The 19,103-nt window shown below is 68.8% G+C and carries 18 protein-coding genes and 1 pseudogene; 8 read left to right on the forward strand and 11 right to left on the reverse strand.

Going from position 1 to position 19,103, the window contains the following annotated elements; genetic code table 11:
- Window positions 1-286 precede the first annotated feature (286 nt).
- The 4 genes and pseudogenes from Q0741_RS08875 to Q0741_RS08890 form a co-directional block, all read right to left on the reverse strand.
- Complete coding sequence (locus Q0741_RS08875; protein WP_298232841.1) at window positions 287-1,468, reverse strand: ParB N-terminal domain-containing protein; 1,182 nt, start codon at window positions 1,466-1,468, stop codon at window positions 287-289.
- A 27-nt stretch (window positions 1,469-1,495) separates the two neighbouring features.
- Window positions 1,496-2,284 (reverse strand): ParA family protein, encoded by a 789-nt coding sequence (locus tag Q0741_RS08880; RefSeq protein WP_298232842.1) that lies wholly within the window; start codon window positions 2,282-2,284, stop codon window positions 1,496-1,498.
- Between the two features lie 1,232 nt (window positions 2,285-3,516).
- Window positions 3,517-4,791, reverse strand: a pseudogene (locus Q0741_RS08885) (multidrug effflux MFS transporter).
- Window positions 4,791-4,931: a hypothetical protein gene (locus Q0741_RS08890; RefSeq protein WP_298232843.1), complete on the reverse strand. Its 141-nt coding sequence runs from the start codon at window positions 4,929-4,931 to the stop codon at window positions 4,791-4,793. The pseudogene Q0741_RS08885 and the gene Q0741_RS08890 overlap by 1 nt, the downstream one beginning before the upstream one ends.
- Before the next feature lie 102 nt (window positions 4,932-5,033).
- Between Q0741_RS08890 and Q0741_RS08895 the strand changes: the two genes are divergently transcribed.
- Entirely contained in the window at window positions 5,034-5,444 is a 411-nt protein-coding gene (locus tag Q0741_RS08895; RefSeq protein ID WP_298232844.1) for a MarR family transcriptional regulator, read from the forward strand.
- Between the two features lie 308 nt (window positions 5,445-5,752).
- On the opposite strand, the gene Q0741_RS08900 is transcribed toward Q0741_RS08895, so the two are convergent.
- Window positions 5,753-6,265: an HD domain-containing protein gene (locus Q0741_RS08900; RefSeq protein ID WP_298232845.1), complete on the reverse strand. Its 513-nt coding sequence runs from the start codon at window positions 6,263-6,265 to the stop codon at window positions 5,753-5,755.
- Window positions 6,266-6,854: 589 nt separating this feature from the next.
- On the opposite strand from Q0741_RS08900, the gene Q0741_RS08905 reads away from it, so the two are divergent.
- A complete protein-coding gene (locus Q0741_RS08905) occupies window positions 6,855-7,328 on the forward strand; it encodes a hypothetical protein (protein WP_298232846.1) in 474 nt (157 codons plus the stop codon).
- Between the two features lie 26 nt (window positions 7,329-7,354).
- On the opposite strand, the gene Q0741_RS08910 is transcribed toward Q0741_RS08905, so the two are convergent.
- The 5 genes from Q0741_RS08910 to Q0741_RS08930 form a co-directional block, all read right to left on the reverse strand.
- The gene (locus tag Q0741_RS08910; protein ID WP_298232847.1) at window positions 7,355-7,666 is read right to left on the reverse strand and encodes a hypothetical protein; all 312 of its coding nucleotides are present in this window, start codon (window positions 7,664-7,666) and stop codon (window positions 7,355-7,357) included.
- A 123-nt stretch (window positions 7,667-7,789) separates the two neighbouring features.
- Complete coding sequence (locus Q0741_RS08915; RefSeq protein WP_298232848.1) at window positions 7,790-8,167, reverse strand: VapC toxin family PIN domain ribonuclease; 378 nt, start codon at window positions 8,165-8,167, stop codon at window positions 7,790-7,792.
- The gene (locus Q0741_RS08920) at window positions 8,164-8,370 is read right to left on the reverse strand and encodes a type II toxin-antitoxin system VapB family antitoxin (RefSeq protein ID WP_298232849.1); all 207 of its coding nucleotides are present in this window, start codon (window positions 8,368-8,370) and stop codon (window positions 8,164-8,166) included. The genes Q0741_RS08915 and Q0741_RS08920 overlap by 4 nt, the downstream gene beginning before the upstream one ends.
- A 213-nt stretch (window positions 8,371-8,583) precedes the next feature.
- Complete coding sequence (locus Q0741_RS08925; RefSeq protein WP_298232850.1) at window positions 8,584-9,804, reverse strand: hypothetical protein; 1,221 nt, start codon at window positions 9,802-9,804, stop codon at window positions 8,584-8,586.
- Window positions 9,805-10,480: 676 nt separating this feature from the next.
- Window positions 10,481-11,383 carry a LysR substrate-binding domain-containing protein gene (locus Q0741_RS08930; RefSeq protein ID WP_298232851.1) on the reverse strand — a complete coding sequence of 301 codons (903 nt, stop codon included), beginning with the start codon at window positions 11,381-11,383 and terminating at the stop codon, window positions 10,481-10,483.
- Window positions 11,384-11,507: 124 nt separating this feature from the next.
- On the opposite strand from Q0741_RS08930, the gene Q0741_RS08935 reads away from it, so the two are divergent.
- From Q0741_RS08935 to Q0741_RS08955, 5 genes are all read left to right on the forward strand, one after another.
- Window positions 11,508-13,151: an FAD-dependent monooxygenase gene (locus Q0741_RS08935; protein ID WP_298232852.1), complete on the forward strand. Its 1,644-nt coding sequence runs from the start codon at window positions 11,508-11,510 to the stop codon at window positions 13,149-13,151.
- 17 nt (window positions 13,152-13,168) lie between these two features.
- Entirely contained in the window at window positions 13,169-14,107 is a 939-nt protein-coding gene (locus Q0741_RS08940; RefSeq protein ID WP_298232853.1) for a VOC family protein, read from the forward strand.
- Between the two features lie 12 nt (window positions 14,108-14,119).
- Window positions 14,120-14,980 (forward strand): fumarylacetoacetate hydrolase family protein, encoded by an 861-nt coding sequence (locus Q0741_RS08945; protein ID WP_298232854.1) that lies wholly within the window; start codon window positions 14,120-14,122, stop codon window positions 14,978-14,980.
- Window positions 14,981-15,055: 75 nt separating this feature from the next.
- Window positions 15,056-16,027, forward strand: a complete 972-nt coding sequence (locus tag Q0741_RS08950) for a tripartite tricarboxylate transporter substrate binding protein (protein WP_298232855.1) — start codon at window positions 15,056-15,058, stop codon at window positions 16,025-16,027.
- An 11-nt stretch (window positions 16,028-16,038) separates the two neighbouring features.
- A complete protein-coding gene (locus tag Q0741_RS08955) occupies window positions 16,039-16,968 on the forward strand; it encodes a 3-keto-5-aminohexanoate cleavage protein (protein WP_298232856.1) in 930 nt (309 codons plus the stop codon).
- 6 nt (window positions 16,969-16,974) lie between these two features.
- Here Q0741_RS08955 and Q0741_RS08960 read toward each other — a convergent pair whose 3' ends face one another.
- Complete coding sequence (locus Q0741_RS08960; RefSeq protein ID WP_298232857.1) at window positions 16,975-18,039, reverse strand: LysR family transcriptional regulator; 1,065 nt, start codon at window positions 18,037-18,039, stop codon at window positions 16,975-16,977.
- A gap of 165 nt (window positions 18,040-18,204) precedes the next feature.
- On the opposite strand from Q0741_RS08960, the gene Q0741_RS08965 reads away from it, so the two are divergent.
- Window positions 18,205-19,077 (forward strand): alpha/beta hydrolase fold domain-containing protein, encoded by an 873-nt coding sequence (locus tag Q0741_RS08965; protein WP_298232858.1) that lies wholly within the window; start codon window positions 18,205-18,207, stop codon window positions 19,075-19,077.
- The last annotated feature ends 26 nt before the right edge of the window (window positions 19,078-19,103 follow it).

A 19,103-nucleotide genomic window follows, 5' to 3' on the forward strand; every position in this document is an offset into this window, starting at 1 on the left:
TTGCGGCGCCGCAGTTGTTCTGCATCGGCGTGAGTAACTTGGCAGAGTAGTGTTAAGTCGGCATCAAGAACTGGAATGAGTCCGCGTCAGCGCGGGCACTCCCGTGCACTACAAAACCTCGCGCTTTGGGCAGTGCGCGGCAGACAGCACAAAAGTTCGCACCTTGGCCCCGCTTGGTGAACGCCGCCTGGTTGCCGTGCCCGGCGGTTTCCGCGCGTCCCACCGGCGTCGCCATCCGTCCCGGGACACGACTCACGGGAGGGCCGTGTCTTGGAACGAGAGCGGATCAATGGCTGGCCGGCTCCGTGGCAGCCGCGGTCACTTCCATGCCGGCATCGCGGAGCACCTGGAGCAGCTTCGCATGCAAGGCGGCGCCGGCCCCGTCGCCGGCCTTGTTCGGTTTGAGCCTGAGCACCAACTCGCCGCTGGTCATCAGCTTGACGCCGCCCTTGAGTGGGCCATCGACCATGGCCAGTGCCAGGGTCTTCTGGCGGCGACCGGCGGCTTCAGCCGACGCCGGTGCCGCACCACCCTCCCGGTCTTCCTCCAGGGTCTCGGGCGCCCTCCTGACGCGTGTGATTCGGTTGACCAGCTTCAGCGCTTCCTTGAGTCCCTGCCTCTTGAACACGAGCGCTACCTGGTACGCCGAGCCCCGTCCGACGTTGCCGTCGAACAGCAACTGCAGCAGTGACTCGGGCAAGCGGCCAATGGCCATGTATTCGCTCACGCGGCTGCCACTGCTGAGACCGAAGCGGCGCGCGAGCACTTCGCCGGGTGGCGGCTCCCTGCCTTCGGCCCGATGCCGGTCCAGGAACTGGCACAGGCGCACGGCGATGTCGTAAATGGTGATCTCGCTGCGGCGATGGTTCACCTCGCGCGCAAGGACCGCCTCGTCCTCTTCCGACTTGCCCGGGGCCACCACCTCGACGCTCATGGCCTGCTTGCCGAGCTCGCGCAGCAATCTGCGCCGCGTGTGCCCTTCCCGCAGGGTGAGCTTGGTCTCACCCGGCCGAGGCATGAGCACCTGCGCGTGCTGCAGCTGCCCGTTCTCGGCGAGCGAGGCCTTCATTTCCTGCAGTCGCTCGGCGTTGAGGAACACCCGGGGCTGCACCGGACTGTCCTGCAGATCGTCCAGCATCACCTCAAGGCGCATCCCGACCTGGAGCGGCATGCCCGGCGTGAACCTGGGCAGTGCGGGAGCGGCATCCGCCGCGGTGCCGGAGGATGCCGAGCCGACCAGTGCCGCGATCGGATGGCCCTGCAGAAGCGCTGCGTCCTGCGCGCCGCCAGCCGTGATGGCCTCCTGCACGGTCCTGGCTTCGAGCCGCCTGGCCGCGTCGAACTTGTCGGCGTCCTGGCCGGAAGAGGCGCCTTGCTGGTTCTGGCCGATCTGCGCCATCAACCGCTCTTGCAGGCTGCTGCGCTTGATGCCCGCGCCTGCGGCCGGAGTCGGGGTCTTGTCTGCCATGGTCTGGGTCTCCAAGCGTCTTCGTGCTCAGTGCCGCGCAGCCGTGGCTGCACCGGCCGCGCGGCCGGCGGCGGCCTTCTTGCCGGACGCCTTCCTGGCCTTTCGGGGCTTGGGTTCTGCTTTCTGCGCGGCGGGCCGCTGCGACTCGCTCGCGGGCTCTCCCATGGGCTCCTGCCCTATGAGCACGAGCAGCTCGTCGCGAACGCCCCGCATCGCTGACTTCGCCACCTTGTCCGTGAATGCCGTCACCGGCATGCCCGCCGGCGACGCCGTGGGGAAGGACGTGCGTTTGGGCATCACGGCCTGGAGCATCTCCAGATGCGTGGCTCCGGGCAGCACGGTGCGCACCACCTTGTTGATGGCGAAGTCCTCGTTCACCGTGACCAGCAGCCGAACCAGCGGGGTACGGCCCAGTTCCAGGCACGTTGCCCGCAGTTCGTCGGCGAACTCCTGCGTGGACTCCATGTCGTCATAGGCTGGGCGCACCGGCACCACCACCACGTCCGCCGCGGCCATCGTGGCCTTGGTGGCGGGCGAGTGCTTGCTGGGCGGCCCATCCACGACGATGTAGTCGTACTCGTCGTTCAGCATGCTCAGCACGTCCGACAGCGGCACCTTCATTTCGGCGATGCTCACCGCTTCAGCGGGAAATCCGTTGCGTGCGCGACCAATGAATTTCTTTGCGTTGTTCTGAGGGTCCGCGTCCACCACGACGACGCTGGCTCCATGCTCGGCGAGCACCGACGCCAGGTGCACCGACGTCGTCGTCTTGCCGACGCCGCCCTTCTGGTTCAGGACGCCGATGACGGTTGCCATGACAAAAGCCCTCTAGAAGTTATTGCGGGCGCAATTTTATGAAGACTAGTTTCAGTGTCAAAAAAACATGCGACGGTTTTGTTGAAGCCATGAGCAGCTGATGCTTGTGCACAACAGTGCTGCTGCGGCGCACGGGTTTCAGGCCGCCAAGCGGGGGAGCTGGTGCCTGCGCTTGCGTTCCGGTGCGCGGGTTGGCTTGCCTGTGACGTGTTGTGTCGTCCCGTGGCGCGCCGGCATCCGCACTTTCCCAGCCTGGGAAACCGGCCGGGATGCCGTTGCCGCGAGCGGCCTGACATCGCCGCGCCTGCAGCCGCGCCACGGAGGCGGCCGGTGGCGTGCGTGCAGTCGGCGCTCGTCTGAGGCAGTTCCGGGTTCAGCGGCGCTGGTTGCCGGCAGCGGCTTTGGGCAGGCCTGGCGGTAGCACCATGAGACGGCCGCAGTACGGGCGGTGTCTTGCGGCGTGGCGTCGGGGACCTCACTTACCTGCCGCCTTGGCTCTTGCGAGCCGGCCCAAAGGCGCTGTGCGGCGCCGACGGCAATGTCGTGCCTCCGCTGATGCCATGAGACTCGGTGCCTGGCGTTTTCCCAGGCTGGGAAACGGTCTGCACGCATTGGCCTCACCACTTTCAAAGCGTGAGGCTTCATCCAGAGAGGTGGTATTCAGGCGAGCGTGCAGACGGCACAGCAACCAGAGCCGACTCATCAAGCGGCCCTTGCATGTGCCGAGTTGCACCAGGCAAGGGCGGCGCGCAGCGTTTCCCAGCCTGGGAAACGCCTTCCATTCCCGGCGAGCCTGGCTCTCATGCCCGGGCATGGGCACCATTCATATCGGCCAAGCCGGGTTCGCTGACTATGTGGTCCGGAGCCCGGCCGTGCTGGCGTGGATGTTTCCCAGCCTGGGAAACCGGCTCCGACCTGCCAGGAACGCCTCGCGCAGGATCTTTCGGGCCTCACGGCTGGGGTCGAACTACCTGCGCCAGTAACTCACTGGTGTGCAATACGAAACCTTTACCAGGCCGTGAGCTATACAAATCGCCCTTGGAAAAATGCCCAAAGATTAGTTCGATTATCGCTGGCCCAAATTCGTGCTTGGTCGATGTACGGTGCGTTCGCTCCCCGTTGCTCAAGACAAGGCGCAGGAGCTTTGTGCCGACTTCCAGCGGCAAGGCGCGCCAGGATCAGTTCGTTCATCGTTGCGCTTGCCTTCGCCAAGGAAGCTGGCAGCCTCCGGTTCAGCGCCCGTCGCCGGTCTTCGAGGGCTGGAGGCGCAACGCGCTCCAGGCCAGTGCCGCACAGCCGGCCATGGCCACGCCCATGGCCAGCGGCCCGGTGTCTCCGCCCAGGCTCAGGGCCGCGCCCGCCAGGGCACCGCACGCGAACTGCAGCGTGCCAAGCAGCCCCGAAGCGGTGCCGCGCTGCTGCTGGGGATGGCCGCTCATCGCCAGCGCCGTCGTGTTGGAGGTGACAAAGCCCAGCAGGCCCATGAACAGCATCAGCCCCGCCACCACCAGCCACAGCGCGGCGCCATCCGTCGCGCCGAGCAGCGCCAGGAACGAGCCCGCGGCCACCAGCCCGGGCAGTGACCAGCGCAGCACGCCTCGCGGCCCGTGGCGGCGCACCAGCCTTGCATTGACCTGCGCGGACAGCACCAGCGCCAGGGCATTGGCCGCGAACACGCCGCTGAAGGCCAGCAGGCTCAGGCCGAGGTGGCGGATGAAGACAAAGGCGCTGGCGCTGATGTAGACGAACATGCCCGAACGCGCCATCGCCCCGGCCAGGGCGGGTGCGATGAAGCGCCGCTGCGTCAGCAGGCCGGCGTAGCCACGCAGGACGTGGCGCCAGGGCTGCGGCGGGTGCTGGCGTGCCGACGGCGGCAGCGTCTCGGGCAGCGTGCGCCACACCAGCAGCCAGGCCAGGGCGCCCAGCGCCGCCAGCACGGCGAAGATGCCACGCCAGCCCACCAGCGCCTGCACGGCGCCGCCCAGCGTCGGCGCGGCAATCGGTGCCAGGCCCAGCACGGCCATCAGGTGCGACATGACCCGCGCCGTGTCGGTGGCGCCGTGCACGCGGTCGGCCACGATGGTCAGCGGCATGACCACGCCGACGCAGCCGCCCAGCGCCTGCACGAGCCGCTACGCCGTCAATGCCGGCACGCTCTGGGCCTGTGCGCAGCCCAGCGAGGCGAGGACGAACAGTGCCAGGCCGATGAGCAGGGGCAGTCGCCGGCCGAAGCGGTCCGCCAGCGTGCCGTAAAAGAGCTGGCCGCCGGCCATGCCTGCCAGGTAAACCGCCAGCGTGGCTTGCACGGCGCCGCTGCTGGCGTGCAACTCCGCCGCGATGGCGGGCAGGGCCGGCAGGTACATGTCGATGGCCAGCGGACCGAAGGCCATCAGCAGGGCCAGCAGCAACAGCAGGCTGCCTTGCACGCCCGCTGTGGCAGGTAGCGTGGTGGACGAGGGCGTCGCCATGGGAAAAGGCATGGGCGCGGGCGTTTCGGGGATGGGCATCAGAACAGGTGTGGGCCGGACTGTCCCACCAGCATTTCGCGCACGGCCTGGGCCGTGTGGCTTTCGGCGCGTACCTGCAGCGGGTGGCGCACGCGGCGGACTTGCGGGGAAATGGCGGCATCGCCATCAGGGTGGGACATTGCTTCTAATTGATTGATAATATCAACTTATAGTCTTTGACTAACTTGACTTTGTCAACAATGCCGCCAAGGAACCCTGCTGCCAATCCGGCTGATGAGGTCGTGGATCAGCTCGACGCGCTGCTATTCGCCTTCCGCGGCGAGATGCACCGGCTCATGCGCGAAGCCGAGCTGCCGGTGAGCCCGATGGAGCTGCGCGTGCTACTGCACGTCGCCCGCCGCCCAGGCTGCACGGCGGGTGACCTGGCGCGGCACAGCGGGCGCGACAAGGGCCAGCTCACGCGGCTGATCCAGCACCTGGAGCAGGAGGGGCTGATCCGGCGCGAGGCGCATGCCAAGGACCGGCGCGCGCAGTGCCTCTTCATCACGGAGGGCGGCGAGGCCATCCATGCGCGCATGCGCGCCGAGCGCCGGGTGCTGGCGAAGGACCTGCTGAGCAGCCTTGATGCGGGCGAGCAGGCGCAGCTGGCACAACTGCTCGGGAAGCTGCGGGCGGGGCGCCCGCCGGCATGAATTATCGGTAGTTGCTACCGTTGTAACTTGGTCATACAGCCCTCTTGATCACGCCTGCTGCTTGCCGAACAGGTGCCATATCAGCAACTCCAATGATTTGACGTGTCGCAAAGCGAAGACGCAAAGGCATGGGAAGAGGGCTTCGAGGCAGGTGAAGTCTTCCAGACTCCATGTCCTTATACGCAAGGAAGTCCAGAGGAGTCGGACTGGCTGGACGGATGGCTTGAAGGCTCGGCCAGGACGCTGGGGCTTCGCTATGGCCGGGCTTCGCATGCCACGCCGGCCTGAAATCCAACCCGCGTTCTGAATCAAGCCTCCTGCGCTGCACCAGCCGCCAGATGGCGCGATGCCGCGCCGCAGAGTTTGCGCGCGATGCTGTTCAGCACGGGATGCGCATCCTCCAGCGCCGCCAATTCCGCGCAGGTCTGAAACAACCCCACGCGCGCGAGCATCAGCGGCTGGTTCAGCAAGCGCTGGGTACGCTGGATCAGCGTGGCGACGCGGATCGACTGGGCTTCCGGACTCAAGCGCTGCAGCCGCTTGGTTTCCAATGCCACGCGCGCGTGCTGGTTCGCCCGGCCGCGGACCCGTGCATGGCTGACTTCGGCCACCAGCCGGGCGGTCGGCTCACCGAAGCGGGAGCGGAGCTCTCCAAAGCCGCAGTGCCGGGGTGCCTCGTGCAGCGCTGCCGCGGCCACCACCTCCGGGCGGGCGATATAGGCGGCAACTAGCTTCGACACGGCATGCTCGCGCCGGCGGCGGGGTGCCGGGTGCACCTGCTCGGCGTAGCGGTCCGCGGCGACGACCAAGGGGTCGCTCATGACGGCGTGTTTGTGCATCGATCCTTCGTGGTCGTGGAACAAGCGGCGCAGTAGGCGGCCTGAAGCGGGCACCCACTGTTGCGATTCGCTTGATCCCTGAGGGAGGGGCAACCACTTGTTCCTCCGCCAGGGGGGGTCGCAAGTGATCGACACATCCGATACGCCCGCCGCAGGCCGTCGGGGTTGGTGGCGCGTGCTTCAACCCGGCCGGCGAAGTCGAAGGGGCTCACGCCCAGGCAGATCGGTTGCCCACGCCACCAGGTCGTTGAGCGGGCGCCGTGGCCGCGCGGCCCGGCAGCATGAGTTCCCAAGTGACGTGGTGGCTCCTGCAGCCTCTGGCTCCGTGTCGTGCCGCAAACTGTGGCTCCGCCGCGGCCAACTGCTCCACGTTGCCGCCGGCCCGCGACTTGGCCTCGTGGTCCGTCACCCGGAACCCGCCACCTTGACAACCTTCATGAGCCATTCGACCGGGCAACCCCTGCAAGGAATCGTGCGGCGCGATCTGCTGCTGGCGGATGCGGACCTCGGCCGTTGAGCGGCCCTGGTGTGCAATGACGCCCTGCCGACGCGGTCGATTCAGAAGAGCGAGATGGATCAAGTTCTGGACGCCTGTCGCCGTGACCACGCGCGCTTGGTCAAGGCCTACCGGCTGGGCCGCATCGGGCCCGGCGCCATCGAACTGTGGCCCGAAGACGCGGCCGAGCCGTCCACGGGCATGGCTGCGGCCCCCTTCGATGCCTCGCCCTGGCTGGACCATGAGTTGTTCGGGCTACTGCCGCTGGGCTGGCACGCGGCCACGAACGAGCACGGCGCCGTGCTGCTGCAATGCGAGCCGGATGCCAGCGAACTGCTGATCGAGGCCGGCAACCTCATCGAGCGCATGGCCGCGGGCAAGGAGGCTGCGCCTGCCGACTGGGGGCGGCTTTCGCAGGATCGGCGTTCGGCCTGGCTGGCCACGCGGTTGACGGTCGAGCCTGATGCAGCGCGGCAGATCGCGCAGCACGTGATGTGGCGTCTGGCGAAGCTGCGGCCCGAGAGCGGGCATGCCGGGCCGAGGGCGTAGGGCTTGAGGCAGCAGCGGCGCCGGCCTCAGGCGTGTCCCGGTGGGTAGGCGAACCCGCCGCCGTGCTCCATCTCCAGCCGCGCCTCTTCCAGGAGGTCCTCCTGCACCGGGTCCGGTGCGCCGCCTTCGCTGATGTGCGCCTCGTACCAGGCCGCGATCAGCAGCCCCACGAGCGGTTGTGGGCCTTGCACGAGCTCGCCGAGATCCAGGGCGCTGGCCTCGCAGATGGCCGCGATGGGCGCCATGTTGAAGCGCACCAGGCCATCGTTCAGGTCGCGCCTGAGGCACAGGTCCGCGAACTCGACCCCATCCGGAATGGTCACGCGCAGCTGTCTCATGTCGTCTCTCCGCAGCGTTGCCGTGCTGAAATGTTCGCCCTTCGTCGTTGGTTGTTGCCCCTCAGGCCCGGAAATCCCTGCGCCCGGGCGCCGAATCCCGGCGGGCTACAGGGCCGAGCGTTTCTAGTGAGCCGTGGCCTGGTATGCGGCATTGAAGCGTTCGACGAGCTTCAACAGGCTCCTGTCGCGGGTCCACAGCAAGGCACCAGGGGTCATCAACGTCGATGCCAGCAGCGTCATGTCTACCAAGCCACAACCCAGGCCGTACAGCTGCTCCCGTTCAATGAACGCCATGACCTCCTGCAGGCTCGCTTGAATCGGTTGCTGCTGCTGTGAAAGCCACTGCAGCGTGCGCTCGCGCGTCGGTGGCGTGCCGCAAGCGATTTCTCCAAGAACCATCGGATGGACCAGGACTCGGTCAGCCTGGAGCAAGCCCATCAACGCAGGCTCGCCATACCGGAAGTGGTGCACCCACACCGATGTGTCCACGACAACGTTCACGGCTCGCGCTTCGGTTCACGCCGACGTGGCACGTCTTGCATGTGGGGGGCGGAGCCCCCCAAAGCGGCCAAGCGCTTGGCCGCTTGCACACGCACGAACGTCTTGATGGCCTCGCGAAAAAGGTCGGCTTTGTCCATCGCCGGATCGGCCAGTTCCAGCGCCCTGGCGTAGAGCTCGTCGTCTATCGTCACCGTGGTTCGCATGAACGCCCTCCTGTGCATCAATAGAGACGCATATCTGCATCAATATTAGCATCACAAGGTTTTGACGCCCTGCACCGGACGCCTGAGCTGCCCTTGCCCCAGCCCTGGCCCGGCGCCTGTCTGGTAGGTGCGGGCGCGACGCGGTGACGACGGACGGCCTGTCCTGACCGACGACGCACCAGCGTTGCCGCGCCTGGGCCCAGCGGACCGGCCTCAGAGGCTCGGCGTGCAGGCGGTGTAGGCCTTGGGGCAGGTGGAGGTCAGGCCGCCGCTGGCGTCCTTGGGGAAGGCGGAGGACTTGAAGAACTCCTTCACGCGCGGCCAGGGCGTGGGCGTGCCGGCCTGCGAACGGGTCCAGAACAGGTAGTTGGCGTTCAGCCGGGTACGGCCGAAGTTGTAGAGGGCGCTGATGCTGGGCGGGTTGTGCACGCCGTTCTGCGTGGTGGTGAGGTAGTTCTCGGGCTGCACCGACGGGCCCACCGCCACCTTGCCCTTGGCCAGGTCGTACAGCGGGTAGATGTAGGTGTTGAGGTCACGGTCCTCCAGCAGGATGTCCGGGCCGCCCACGGCCACCTTGTTGTTCACCATGCGGGTGATCAGCCCCTGCATGTATGGACGCGGGAAATTGATGAACTGCATCACCACCGTGTTGGGGAAGGCCCGCTTCGTGGCCGCATCCACCTGCGCCAGGTTGTCGAAGTAGGCCGTGCGCTGGACGTCGGTCAGCGGTACCAGCATCTGGCCCATCGCGGTCTCGTTGAAGATGACGCCCTCGAAGGCGTTGTGCCGGTTGTAGCGTGTGCCCAGCGCCTTCGTCAGCGCAATGAGGCGGTTGCGCACCTTGGCGTTGTGCAGCGCGGCGTTCTCGCCATAGCGATCGTTGCTGCCCAGCGTTTCACGGGCACCGATCCGGATCTTGTAGGCGCCGCCCTCGTATTCCGCGGTGCGCAGGTAGTTCGGCACCGCGCGCCCGCCCGCGGTGAAGACCTTGGTGCCGACCATCACGAACAGGCGCTTGCCTTGCGCGGACACCGCGGCCAGGTCGCGGTCGATCTTCGAGAAGTCGTAGACGCCCTTGCTGGTCTCGAGCTGCGACCAGTTGTAGCGCAGCAGCAGGCCCTTGACCTGCGGTATCGGCTTGATCTCGGCCAGGATCTTGGCGACGGTCTGCGGATCGCGCTTGCCGCTGGCGATGTAGTGGCCGGGGTTCCACTTCACGCGGGTGTCGGTGTCGGCCGCCGCCAGGGCGCGTTCCAGGGACGGCGCCTGGGCCTGCTGGCTGGCCAGGAAGATCTGCGAGGTGACCGGGTCGTCCTGCGTTTCCCAGTCGGCCAGCGGCGCCCGGCCGCCGGAGAGCGACTCCGCCGCGACGTCGGCGCCGTCCGCCACGCGGCTGGCCGGGCTCGACGCGAGCGCCTGCGCAGTTTCGGACACGGCAGCGGTGTCGTCTTCCGCCCCGCCGCCACAAGCGGCAAGCATCACGGCCATGGAAAAAAGGGTGCTGCCCAAAACAAAACGGGACTGCCGGCTGGAATTCAGGGTGTTCATGATTGAAAAAGGTGGTAAATGGTTCAAATGAGCGAGCCTGAAGAAGCCGTGGCGTATTTCCGTCACGGTTCAAGTTTGTTATTTGTTGCCGGGTCGCTCGACCCGCACTCGATGCCCGGTTTATTAGTAGTGGGCTAATCAAGCGTATGCCTGCTGTTTCGGCAGTAATTGGGCTACAAATGAGATGCTGAAAGTTTCTGAAGATTTAAAAAAGTAACTACATGAATGGCGGATAATTTGCCTTCTTTTCCTTCTTTTGAATGGACGCCAATTGGGATAGGGCTTGAAGCAGGTTCACGCAATGCGATGACCCTGCACCATGCAGATGGAGTACAGGCTGCGAAATGCGGGAGTCAGGGTGCGGAGAGGTAGTTTGCAAGTTTGCGAGCGCTTACGCCAAATGGCTGAAAAGATGGCGTGAACATATTTCTTATATGCTGGCGGCAGCGTGGAGTCTGTAACTGCCCTGCGGCCTGAAAAGATTCAGGCGACGGCGCCTGGATTTGCCGAAGAAATCCGTCGGCCCTGGTTCAGTCCTGCGCTGAGAATTCAGGTTCGGAATTCAGGGCGTTTGCCGGATCTGTGCGCTGGCGCGCCGCACCATGTCGCAGAAATACTCGGCCGCCGGTGTCAGTGGCAACCCGGCGCGCTGCACGATGCCGATGGGCGGGGCCGGCAGCGGCTCCTCGACGTGGATTTGCTCCAGTACGTCGCGCCACAGCGGGAATTGCACCCACTGCACGGGCACCATCATCAGCAGGTCGGAATAGACCATCGACACCAGGAAGGTCAGCGAGGACTGCGCCTGCATCACCAGCCGCGGCGGCGGCAGGCCGTGCTCGGCGAACAGCGGGCCCAGCTCCTCCTCGGCCTTGTAGGTGATGGACGTGGTGATCCACTGTGCGCCGACCAGCTCGCGCAGGCTGCGCGCCCGGGCCAGCGGGTGCCCCTTGCGGCCCATGATGACCCGCGTGTTGTCGAAGAGCTTCTCGCCCTGCAGCTCCGGCGGCAGCCGCGGCGGCGTGGGGCCGACGTAGAAGTCGATGCGCCCTTCCACCAGTGCGGCTTCGACGTTGGGAAACACCGCGTCGATGACGTGCAGGTCCACCTCGGGAAAACGGCTGCGGAAGGCCTGTAGCGCGCTGGGCAGTAGCGCCAGGTGCGGCACGCTGGACAGGCACAGCGTCACCGTGCCGTGGGCGCGGCCGCGCAGCTGGTCGATCTCCTCCTTGGCCTTCTGCAGCTCGCTGCGCACGGCGTTGGCGCGGCGCAGGAAAACCTCGCCCATGGGCGTGAGCCGCACGCCCTTGGCGCTGCGCTCGAACAGCGGGACGCCCAGCTCCTTCTCCAGCTCCTGGATGCTGCGCGTGAGGGCGGGCTGAGGCAGGCCCAGGTGCCGGGCTGCCGCGCGCAGCCCGCCACGCTCGGCCACGGCCAGGAAGTCACGCAGCGCATGCAGCTTCATGGGAAACGGGGGATCTGATCCAGGTATCGCTGAAGAAATATTGCCATCTTTTGCGATCGGTGGGTCGTTCCTAGAGTTCGCTCCATTCGCTTGACACGCATCAAGCGGCACAAGGAGTCGAACGATGGCGGAGACAAGTTCACGGGGGCGCTCAGGCGAGGTGCCGCCGAAGGTGCTGATCGTGGGGGCCGGGCCGGTGGGCCTGGCGCTGGCGATCGAGCTGGGCCGGCGGCGGGTGCCCTGCCTGCTGGTGGAGCGCAACGAGCGCGTGGGCGTGGCCCCGCGCGCCAAGACCACCAACGTGCGCACCCGCGAGCACCTGCGCCGCTGGGGCTTGGCCGACCGGCTGCGCGCGGCCTCGCCGCTGGGCGCGGACTACCCGTCCAACGTCCTGTTCGTCACCCGCCTGGCCGGGCCGGCGCTGGCGCGCTTCGACAACGCCTTCTACTGCGCCCCGGGCCGCAACCCGCTGTGCTCCGAGCACGCGCAATGGGTGCCGCAGTACACGGTGGAGGAGGTCATGCGCGAGTACGCGCAGTCGCTGCCCGAGGTCGAGCTGCGCTTCAACTGCGAGCTGCGCGGCTTCGAGCAGGACGGCAAAGGGGTGCGGGCGCAACTGCGCGACCTGGCGCAGGGCCGCGACCTCGACGTGCGGGCCGACTACCTCGTCGGCGCCGACGGCGCGCGCAGCACGGTGCGCGAGCTGCTGGGCGTGCGCATGCAGGGGCAGCACGGCCTCTCGCGCAACTACAACATCATCTTCCGGGCCCCGGGGCTGGCCGAGGCGCACCGGCATGGCCCGGCCGTCATGTACTGGCAGGTCAACCGCGACGTGCCCAGCGTCATCGGGCCCATGGACCGCGGCGACACCTGGTTCTTCATGCCCACGCAGGTGGCCGAGGGCACGCGCCTGGCCGACCTGGACGCGCGCTCGCTGATCGGCCGCGCCACGGGCATCGATCTGCCCTACCAGGTGCTCAGCGGGGACGAGTGGGTCGCGAGCCGCCTGCTGGGCGAGCGCTACCGCGAGCGCCGTGTCTTCCTCGCCGGCGATGCATGCCACCTGCACCCTCCCTTCGGCGGCTACGGCATGAACATGGGCGTGGCCGACGGCGTGGACCTGGGCTGGAAGCTGGCGGCCGTGCTGCAGGGCTGGGGCGGGCCGGCCCTGCTGGACAGCTACGAGGCCGAGCGCCGCCCGGTGCACGAGTGGGTGCTGGACGAGGCCGTGCTCAACCACGCCACGTTGGGCAACCAGCTGGTGGCCGAGGGCCTGGAGGACGCCGGCGAGCGGGGCGAGCGGCTGCGGCGCGAGGTCGGCGCGCGCATCCAGGCCACCAAGCTGCGCGAGTTCGCCACGCTGGGCGTGGTGCTGGGCTACCGCTACGACGACTCGCCGGTGATCGCGCCGGACGGCAGCGCCGCGCCGGCGCGCGACTTCATCAACTACGTGCCGTCGTCGCGCCCGGGCTGCCTGGCGCCCCATGCCTGGCTGCACGACGGCAGCTCGCTGTACGACCACCTCGGCTCCGGCTTCACGCTGCTGGCCCAGGGCGCCGACGAGGCCGCCATCGCCGCCGCCCGCGCCCAGGCCGGGCGCTGCGGCGTGCCGTTGAAAGTGCTGCAGCCCAGCGAGCCGGGCATAGCGAACCTCTACCCGACGCGGCTGACGCTGTTGCGCCCCGACCAGCACGTGGCTTGGCGCGGCGACGCCTGGCCGAGCGCGGGCACCGCGCTGCTGCAGCAGGTCACCGGGCAGGCGCTATGAGCACGGAGGAACAACCCATGGACACAGGGCTTCCACGCCGCGCCGGCACGGTGGGCGTGCATTCCGTCGATCGCTTCGTGTTCTCGGTGCCCGACCTGGAGCCGGCGCAGCGCTTCTACGCCGCCTTCGGGCTGGATGTGCGGCGCGTGGGCGAGCGGCTGGACCTGCACACCTTCGGCCATCCGCACTGCTGGGCGTCGGTGCACGCCGGCGGCGCGCCGAAGCGCCTGGAGTACCTGCGCTTCGGGATCTACGCGCAGGACGTGGACGCGCTGCGCCGGCGCATCGAGGCGCGGGGCCTGGGCTGCGAACCGCACCCGCTGTCCGACGGCGCGGGCCTGTGGCTGCGCAATCCCGACGGCACGCCGCTGCAGCTGGTGGTGGCGCCCAAGGTGGCGCCCGATGAGAAGTCCCGCGCCGAGCCCTGCGCCGAGGTGGCGCCGGCGCGCAGCCGCGTGGCGCCGGTGCGTCCGCGCCGGCTCTCGCACGTGCTGTTCTTCAGCCCCGACGTGCCGCGCATGGTGCGCTTCTGCACCGAGGTGCTGGGGCTGCGGCTGTCGGACGGATCGGGCGACCTCGTGGCCTTTCTGCATGGCGTGCACGGCAGCGACCACCACCTCGTGGCCTTTGCCAAGTCGCATGCGCCGGGCCTGCACCACGCCAGCTGGGACGTGGGCAGCTTCGACGAGGTGGGCTGCGGGGCCGAGCAGATGCGCGCCGCGGGCTACGACCGGGGCTGGGGCGTGGGCCGCCACGTGCTGGGTTCCAACTACTTCCATTACGTGCGCGACCCCTGGGGCAGCTGGGCCGAGTACTCCTTCGGCATCGAGTACGTGCCGCACGACCTGGACTGGCCGGCGGCGGACCACCCGCCCGAAGACTCGTTCTACGTCTGGGGCCCGGCGCTGCCGGACGATTTCATTCTCAACCATGAACAGCCCGTGGCCGGGCGCTGAAGGAGACCCCGCATGCGATTCATCGCTTTCCTCGACGACCAGGACCAGCCCGCGCTCGGCGTGCGCGTGGGCGCCGATGCGCTCCTCGACCTGGGCGCCGACGGCGGCCCCGCCTCGCTGGACGAGCTGCTGCGCCACGGCGAGGCGGGCATGCAGGCCGTGCGCGCCGCCGTGGAGCGCGGCCGCGCGCGCCGGCCGCTGGCCGGGCTGCGCTACCTCCCGCCGGTGCTCAACCCCGGCAAGGCGCTGGCGATCGGCCTGAACTACGTGGACCACGCGGCCGAGAGCAGCTTCGATCCGCCCAGGCACCCGGTCGTGTTCCAGCGCTACCGCTCCTCCTGGGTCGCGCACGGGCAGCCGCTGGTGCGCCCGCACGTGTCCACGCAGTTCGACTACGAGGCCGAGCTGGTGGCCGTGATCGGCAAGGCCGGGCGCTACATCCCCAAGGAGCAGGCGCTGGCGCACGTGGCCGGCTATTCGCTGTTCAACGACGGTTCCCTCCGCGACTACCAGCTGCGCACGAACCAGTGGCTGCTGGGCAAGAACTTCGACGCCAGCGGCGCCTTCGGTCCCGAGTTCGTCACCGCCGACGAGCTGCCGCCCGGGGCCAAGGGCCTGCGGCTGCAGTGCCGGCTCAACGGCCAGACGGTGCAGGAGGCCAACACGCGGGACATGATCTTCGACGTCGCGACGCTGGTGTCCGTGTGCTCCGAGGCGATGGCGCTGGAGCCGGGCGACATCCTCATCACCGGCACGCCCTCCGGCGTCGGCATGGCGCGCAAGCCGCAGCTGTGGATGCAGCCGGGCGACGTCTGCGAGGTCGAGATCGAGCGCGTGGGCCTGCTGCGCAACCCGATCGTGGACGAGGGCTGAGCGCGGCCCGTACCGGAGTGCCTGCGCCGGGTGCGGCACGCCTCCCGGCGCTCACGACAAGCAAGGAGACAAGACATGGACGAGACGAGGCGTCGCCTCCTGGCGCTGGCCCTGGCATCGCTGGCCGGGAGCGCCATGGCGCAGGGCCTGCCCAAGGGGCCGGTGCGCATCACGAGCACCTTCCCCACGGGCAGCGGGCCGGACACCGTGGCCCGCCTGGTGGCCGAGAAGCTGCAGGCGCAATGGAACCAGCCGGTGGTGGTGGATTCGCGGCCCGGCGGCGCCGGGGTGGTGGGCATCAACGCGGTGAAGGCCGCCCCGCCCACCGGCGCCGACCTGGTGGTGGTTGACGTGGGCAACCTCTCCATCAACCCGCTGATCTTCAAGAAGCTGGCCTACGATCCGCAGAAGGACCTGGTGCCCGTGGCGGTGCTGTACAAGACCACGTTCTTCGTCGCGGTGGCGGCCGACGGCCCGTACCGCACGCTCAAGGACCTGCTGGCCGCGATCACGGCCAAGCCTGGGGCGGTGCGCTACGGCTCCAGTGCGGTAGGCGGCCCCCTGCACCTGGCCTCGGCGCAGCTGCAGCACGCGCTGGGTGCCGACATGCTGCACGTGCCCTTCAAGGAGACCTCCCAGCTCTACGCGGCCGTGGCCACCCGCGAGGTGGACTGGGCCTACGGCAGCATTGCCACGGCCGGGCCGCTGGTGCGCGCGGGCAAGCTGCGCTTCCTCGCCGTGGGCGACCGCGCGCGCTCGCCGGTGCTGCCGGAGATCCCTACGCTGGAGGAGGCGGGCGGCCCCAGGGACGTGCACGCGCAGACCTGGGTGGCGCTGATGGCGCCGCAGGGCACGCCCGACGCCGTGGCGAAGAAGATCAACCAGGCCGTGAACGAGGCGCTGGAGCAGCCCGACGTGAAGGAGCGGCTGGCGGGCTTCGGCTTCGTGCCCAGCCCCGGGCCGGTGCAGCAGGTGGTGGACCTGATGCAGGGCGATCGCGCCCGCTACGCCGAGGTGGTGAAGCGGGTCAAGGTGTCCATCGAGTGAGGGAGCCGGCCATGGCACGCAAGGTCATCATCACCTGCGCCGTCACCGGCGCGGTCCACACGCCCACCATGTCGCCGTACCTGCCGCTCACGCCGCGGGACATCGCGGCGCAGGCCATCGAGGCGGCGCAGGCGGGCGCGGCGATCCTGCACCTGCACGCGCGCGATCCGGCCGACGGCCGCCCCAGCGCCGACCCGGCAGTGTTCGCGCAGTTCCTGCCCGCCATCCGCGGCGCCACCGATGCGGTGCTCAACCTCACCACCGGCGGTTCCACCAGCATGACGCTGGAGCAGCGGCTGGCCGCGCCGCTGCGCTTCAAGCCCGAGATGGCCTCGCTCAACATGGGCTCGATGAACTTCTCCATCCATCCCATGGCCGCGAAGCTCAAGGACTGGAAGCACGGCTGGGAACGGGCCTACGTGGAGGGCACCGAGGACACGATCTTCCGCAACACCTTCCGCGACATCCGCCGCATCCTGCAGGAGCTGGGCGAGGGCTGCGGCACGCGCTTCGAGTTCGAGTGCTACGACCTCGGCCACCTCTACAGCCTGGCGCACTTCGTGGACGCCGGGCTGGTCAAGCCGCCGTTCTTCATCCAGACCATCTTGGGCATCCTGGGCGGCATCGGCGCCGACCCGGAGAACGTGGGCTTCATGCGCCAGACGGCCAACCGGCTCTTCGGCGCGGACTACCACTGGTCCGTGCTGGCCGCGGGGCGGCACCAGATGCCGCTGCTGACCCATGCGGCCGTCATGGGCGCCAACGTGCGCGTGGGGCTGGAGGACAGCCTCTACCTGGGCCGCGGGCAGCTGGCCACCAGCAATGCCGAGCAGGTGCGCAAGATCCGCCGGCTGCTGGAAGAGCTGGGCCACGAGATCGCCACGCCCGCCGAAGCCCGGCAGATGCTGGGTCTCAAGGGCGCGGACCACGTGGCGTTCTGAAGCCGTTCAGCCGGCCGCCAGGGTGCGCGCGGCCTCCTGCGCGAGGGCTTCGGGGGGCGCCACCAGTGCGGCCGGAAGATCGGCCAATGCGGGGAGGGCGGAAATGCCCGCGCGGCCGGCGGCAATGGCGGCGGCCATGCAGCCCGGCAGGCTGCACTGGCGCTGGATCTGGTCGCTGCGCGCGAACAGGTCGGCCACCCAATCGACGAACACGCGCAGCTTGGCGCTCAGGTGCCGGTTGGGCGGATAGACGACGTGGATGGGCACCGACTCCGAGCACCAGTCCACCAGCACCGGGCGCAGCAGGCCCGCCGCGATGTAGGGCTGGGCCATGAAGGTGGCGGTGTTGACGATGCCCAGCCCGGCCAGCGCGGCGGCCAGCGCCGCACTGGAGTCATTGACCGAAACCCGGTGGCGGCCCTGCACCTCGTAGCGCTCCTCGCCGCGCTCGAAGACAAAGGGGTAGATGCGCCCGGTACGGGACGAGAAATGGTTGACCACCACATGCTCGCCCTGCTCGATGTCGCGCGGATGCTCAGGCGTGCCGTGGCGCTCCAGGTAGCCCGGCGTCGCGCACACCAGTGTGTGGAAGTTGCCGATGCGACGGGCCACCAGCGACTGGTCGGTGATCTCGCCGCCGCGCAGCACGCAGTCCACGTTCTCGCTGATCAGGTCCACCGGCCGGTCGGTCACGCCCAGGTCCAGCTGGATCTCGGGGTAGCGCGCATGGAAGTCCGGCAGCGCGGGGATGAGCAGCAGCTGCGCCACCGCCGTCCCGGCATCCACGCGCAGCCGCCCGCGCGGGTTCGCCTTGGCCCGCGTCATGCTGGACTCCAGCTCGTCGAGCTCGGACAGCAGGCGCTGCGCGCGGTCGTGATAGGCCGCGCCGTCGGTGGTCAGCGTCACGCGGCGCGTCGTGCGGTTGAGCAGCTTGGTCTGCAGCTGCGCTTCGAGCTGCTGCACCAGCCGCGTCACGGTGGGCTTCGGCAAGGACAGGGTGTCCGCCGCGCGGCTGAAGGTGCCGGCCTCCACCACGCGCACGAAGGCCTGCATCGCAAGCAACTTGTCCATCGCAAACCCCTTGACTGAAATCTCCCCGCAGGCCGTATTTGAACCGCGGATCGTGCACCGCATTGTTAGCGTGGCTGCAACAAAGCATGAGCGCTGCGCCGATTTATCGCCAGGGCGGCGCTGGCTATCGTGCAGGCCATTACCTTCCAAGCCGGTCCGCCCGCCATGAGCCTTTCCGATCCCTCCGCCGCTGCCATACCTTCGGTGCGCGAGGAACCGTTGTCCCTGCCCGGCATGGACGGCACGCTGGCGCTGCGCTGGAGCCTGCCGGCCGCCGCGCCCGTCGCGCTGGTGCTGCACCTGCATGCCGGCGCCTTCGTCGCCGGCACGCCGCGCGAGGGCGCGCGCGTGGCGGCCGTGCTGGCGGCAGAGGGTGCGCTGGTGGCCTCGCTGGGCTACCCGCTGGCGCCGCAGCGGCCTTTCCCCGAAGCGCTGGAGGCCGTGCATGCGGCGCTGATCTGGTTGCAACGTCAACGCAAGAAGCTGCAAGCCACCGGCTTGCCGCTGCTGCTGGCCGGCGAGGAGGCGGGCGGCAACCTGGCCGCGGCCGCCGCCCTGGCCGCGCACGACCGCGGCGTGCCGCCGCTGCACGGCCAGATCCTGCTGTCGCCCATGCTGGACGTCTGCACCGGCACCGCCTCGCAGCGTGACGCCCAGGCCAGCGCGGCCCATTGCCCCTGGGCCGAGGGCTGGCGGCAGTACCTGTCCTGCGCCAGCGACGTGCTGCACCCCTACGCGGCGCCGGGCCGCGCCCTGCGCCTGGCCGGGCTGCCGCCCGCGCTGCTGGTCAGTGCCGCCGACGACCCGCTGCGCGACGAGACCCGCGCCTACGCCGCCCGCCTGCGCGAGGCCGGCGTGGCGGTGAGCGAGGCGCGGCTCGACGGCCCCACCGGCTGGCCCGCGAGCTACCGCGACCCGGGCCCCGCCCCCTGGGCCGAGGCGCTGAGGCCGCACGTGCGCGCGTTCCTGCAGTCGTGTTGCGGCCAACGTCGGCCGCTGCACAGCGGCATACCGGACCGGGCCAGCGCCCAAGGCTGAACTTCCTTTTCCTGGCCCTCCCCCCG

The sequence above is a fragment of the uncultured Azohydromonas sp. genome (genome assembly GCF_937926365.1).
Classification (GTDB): Bacteria; Pseudomonadota; Gammaproteobacteria; order Burkholderiales; family Burkholderiaceae_C; genus Azohydromonas.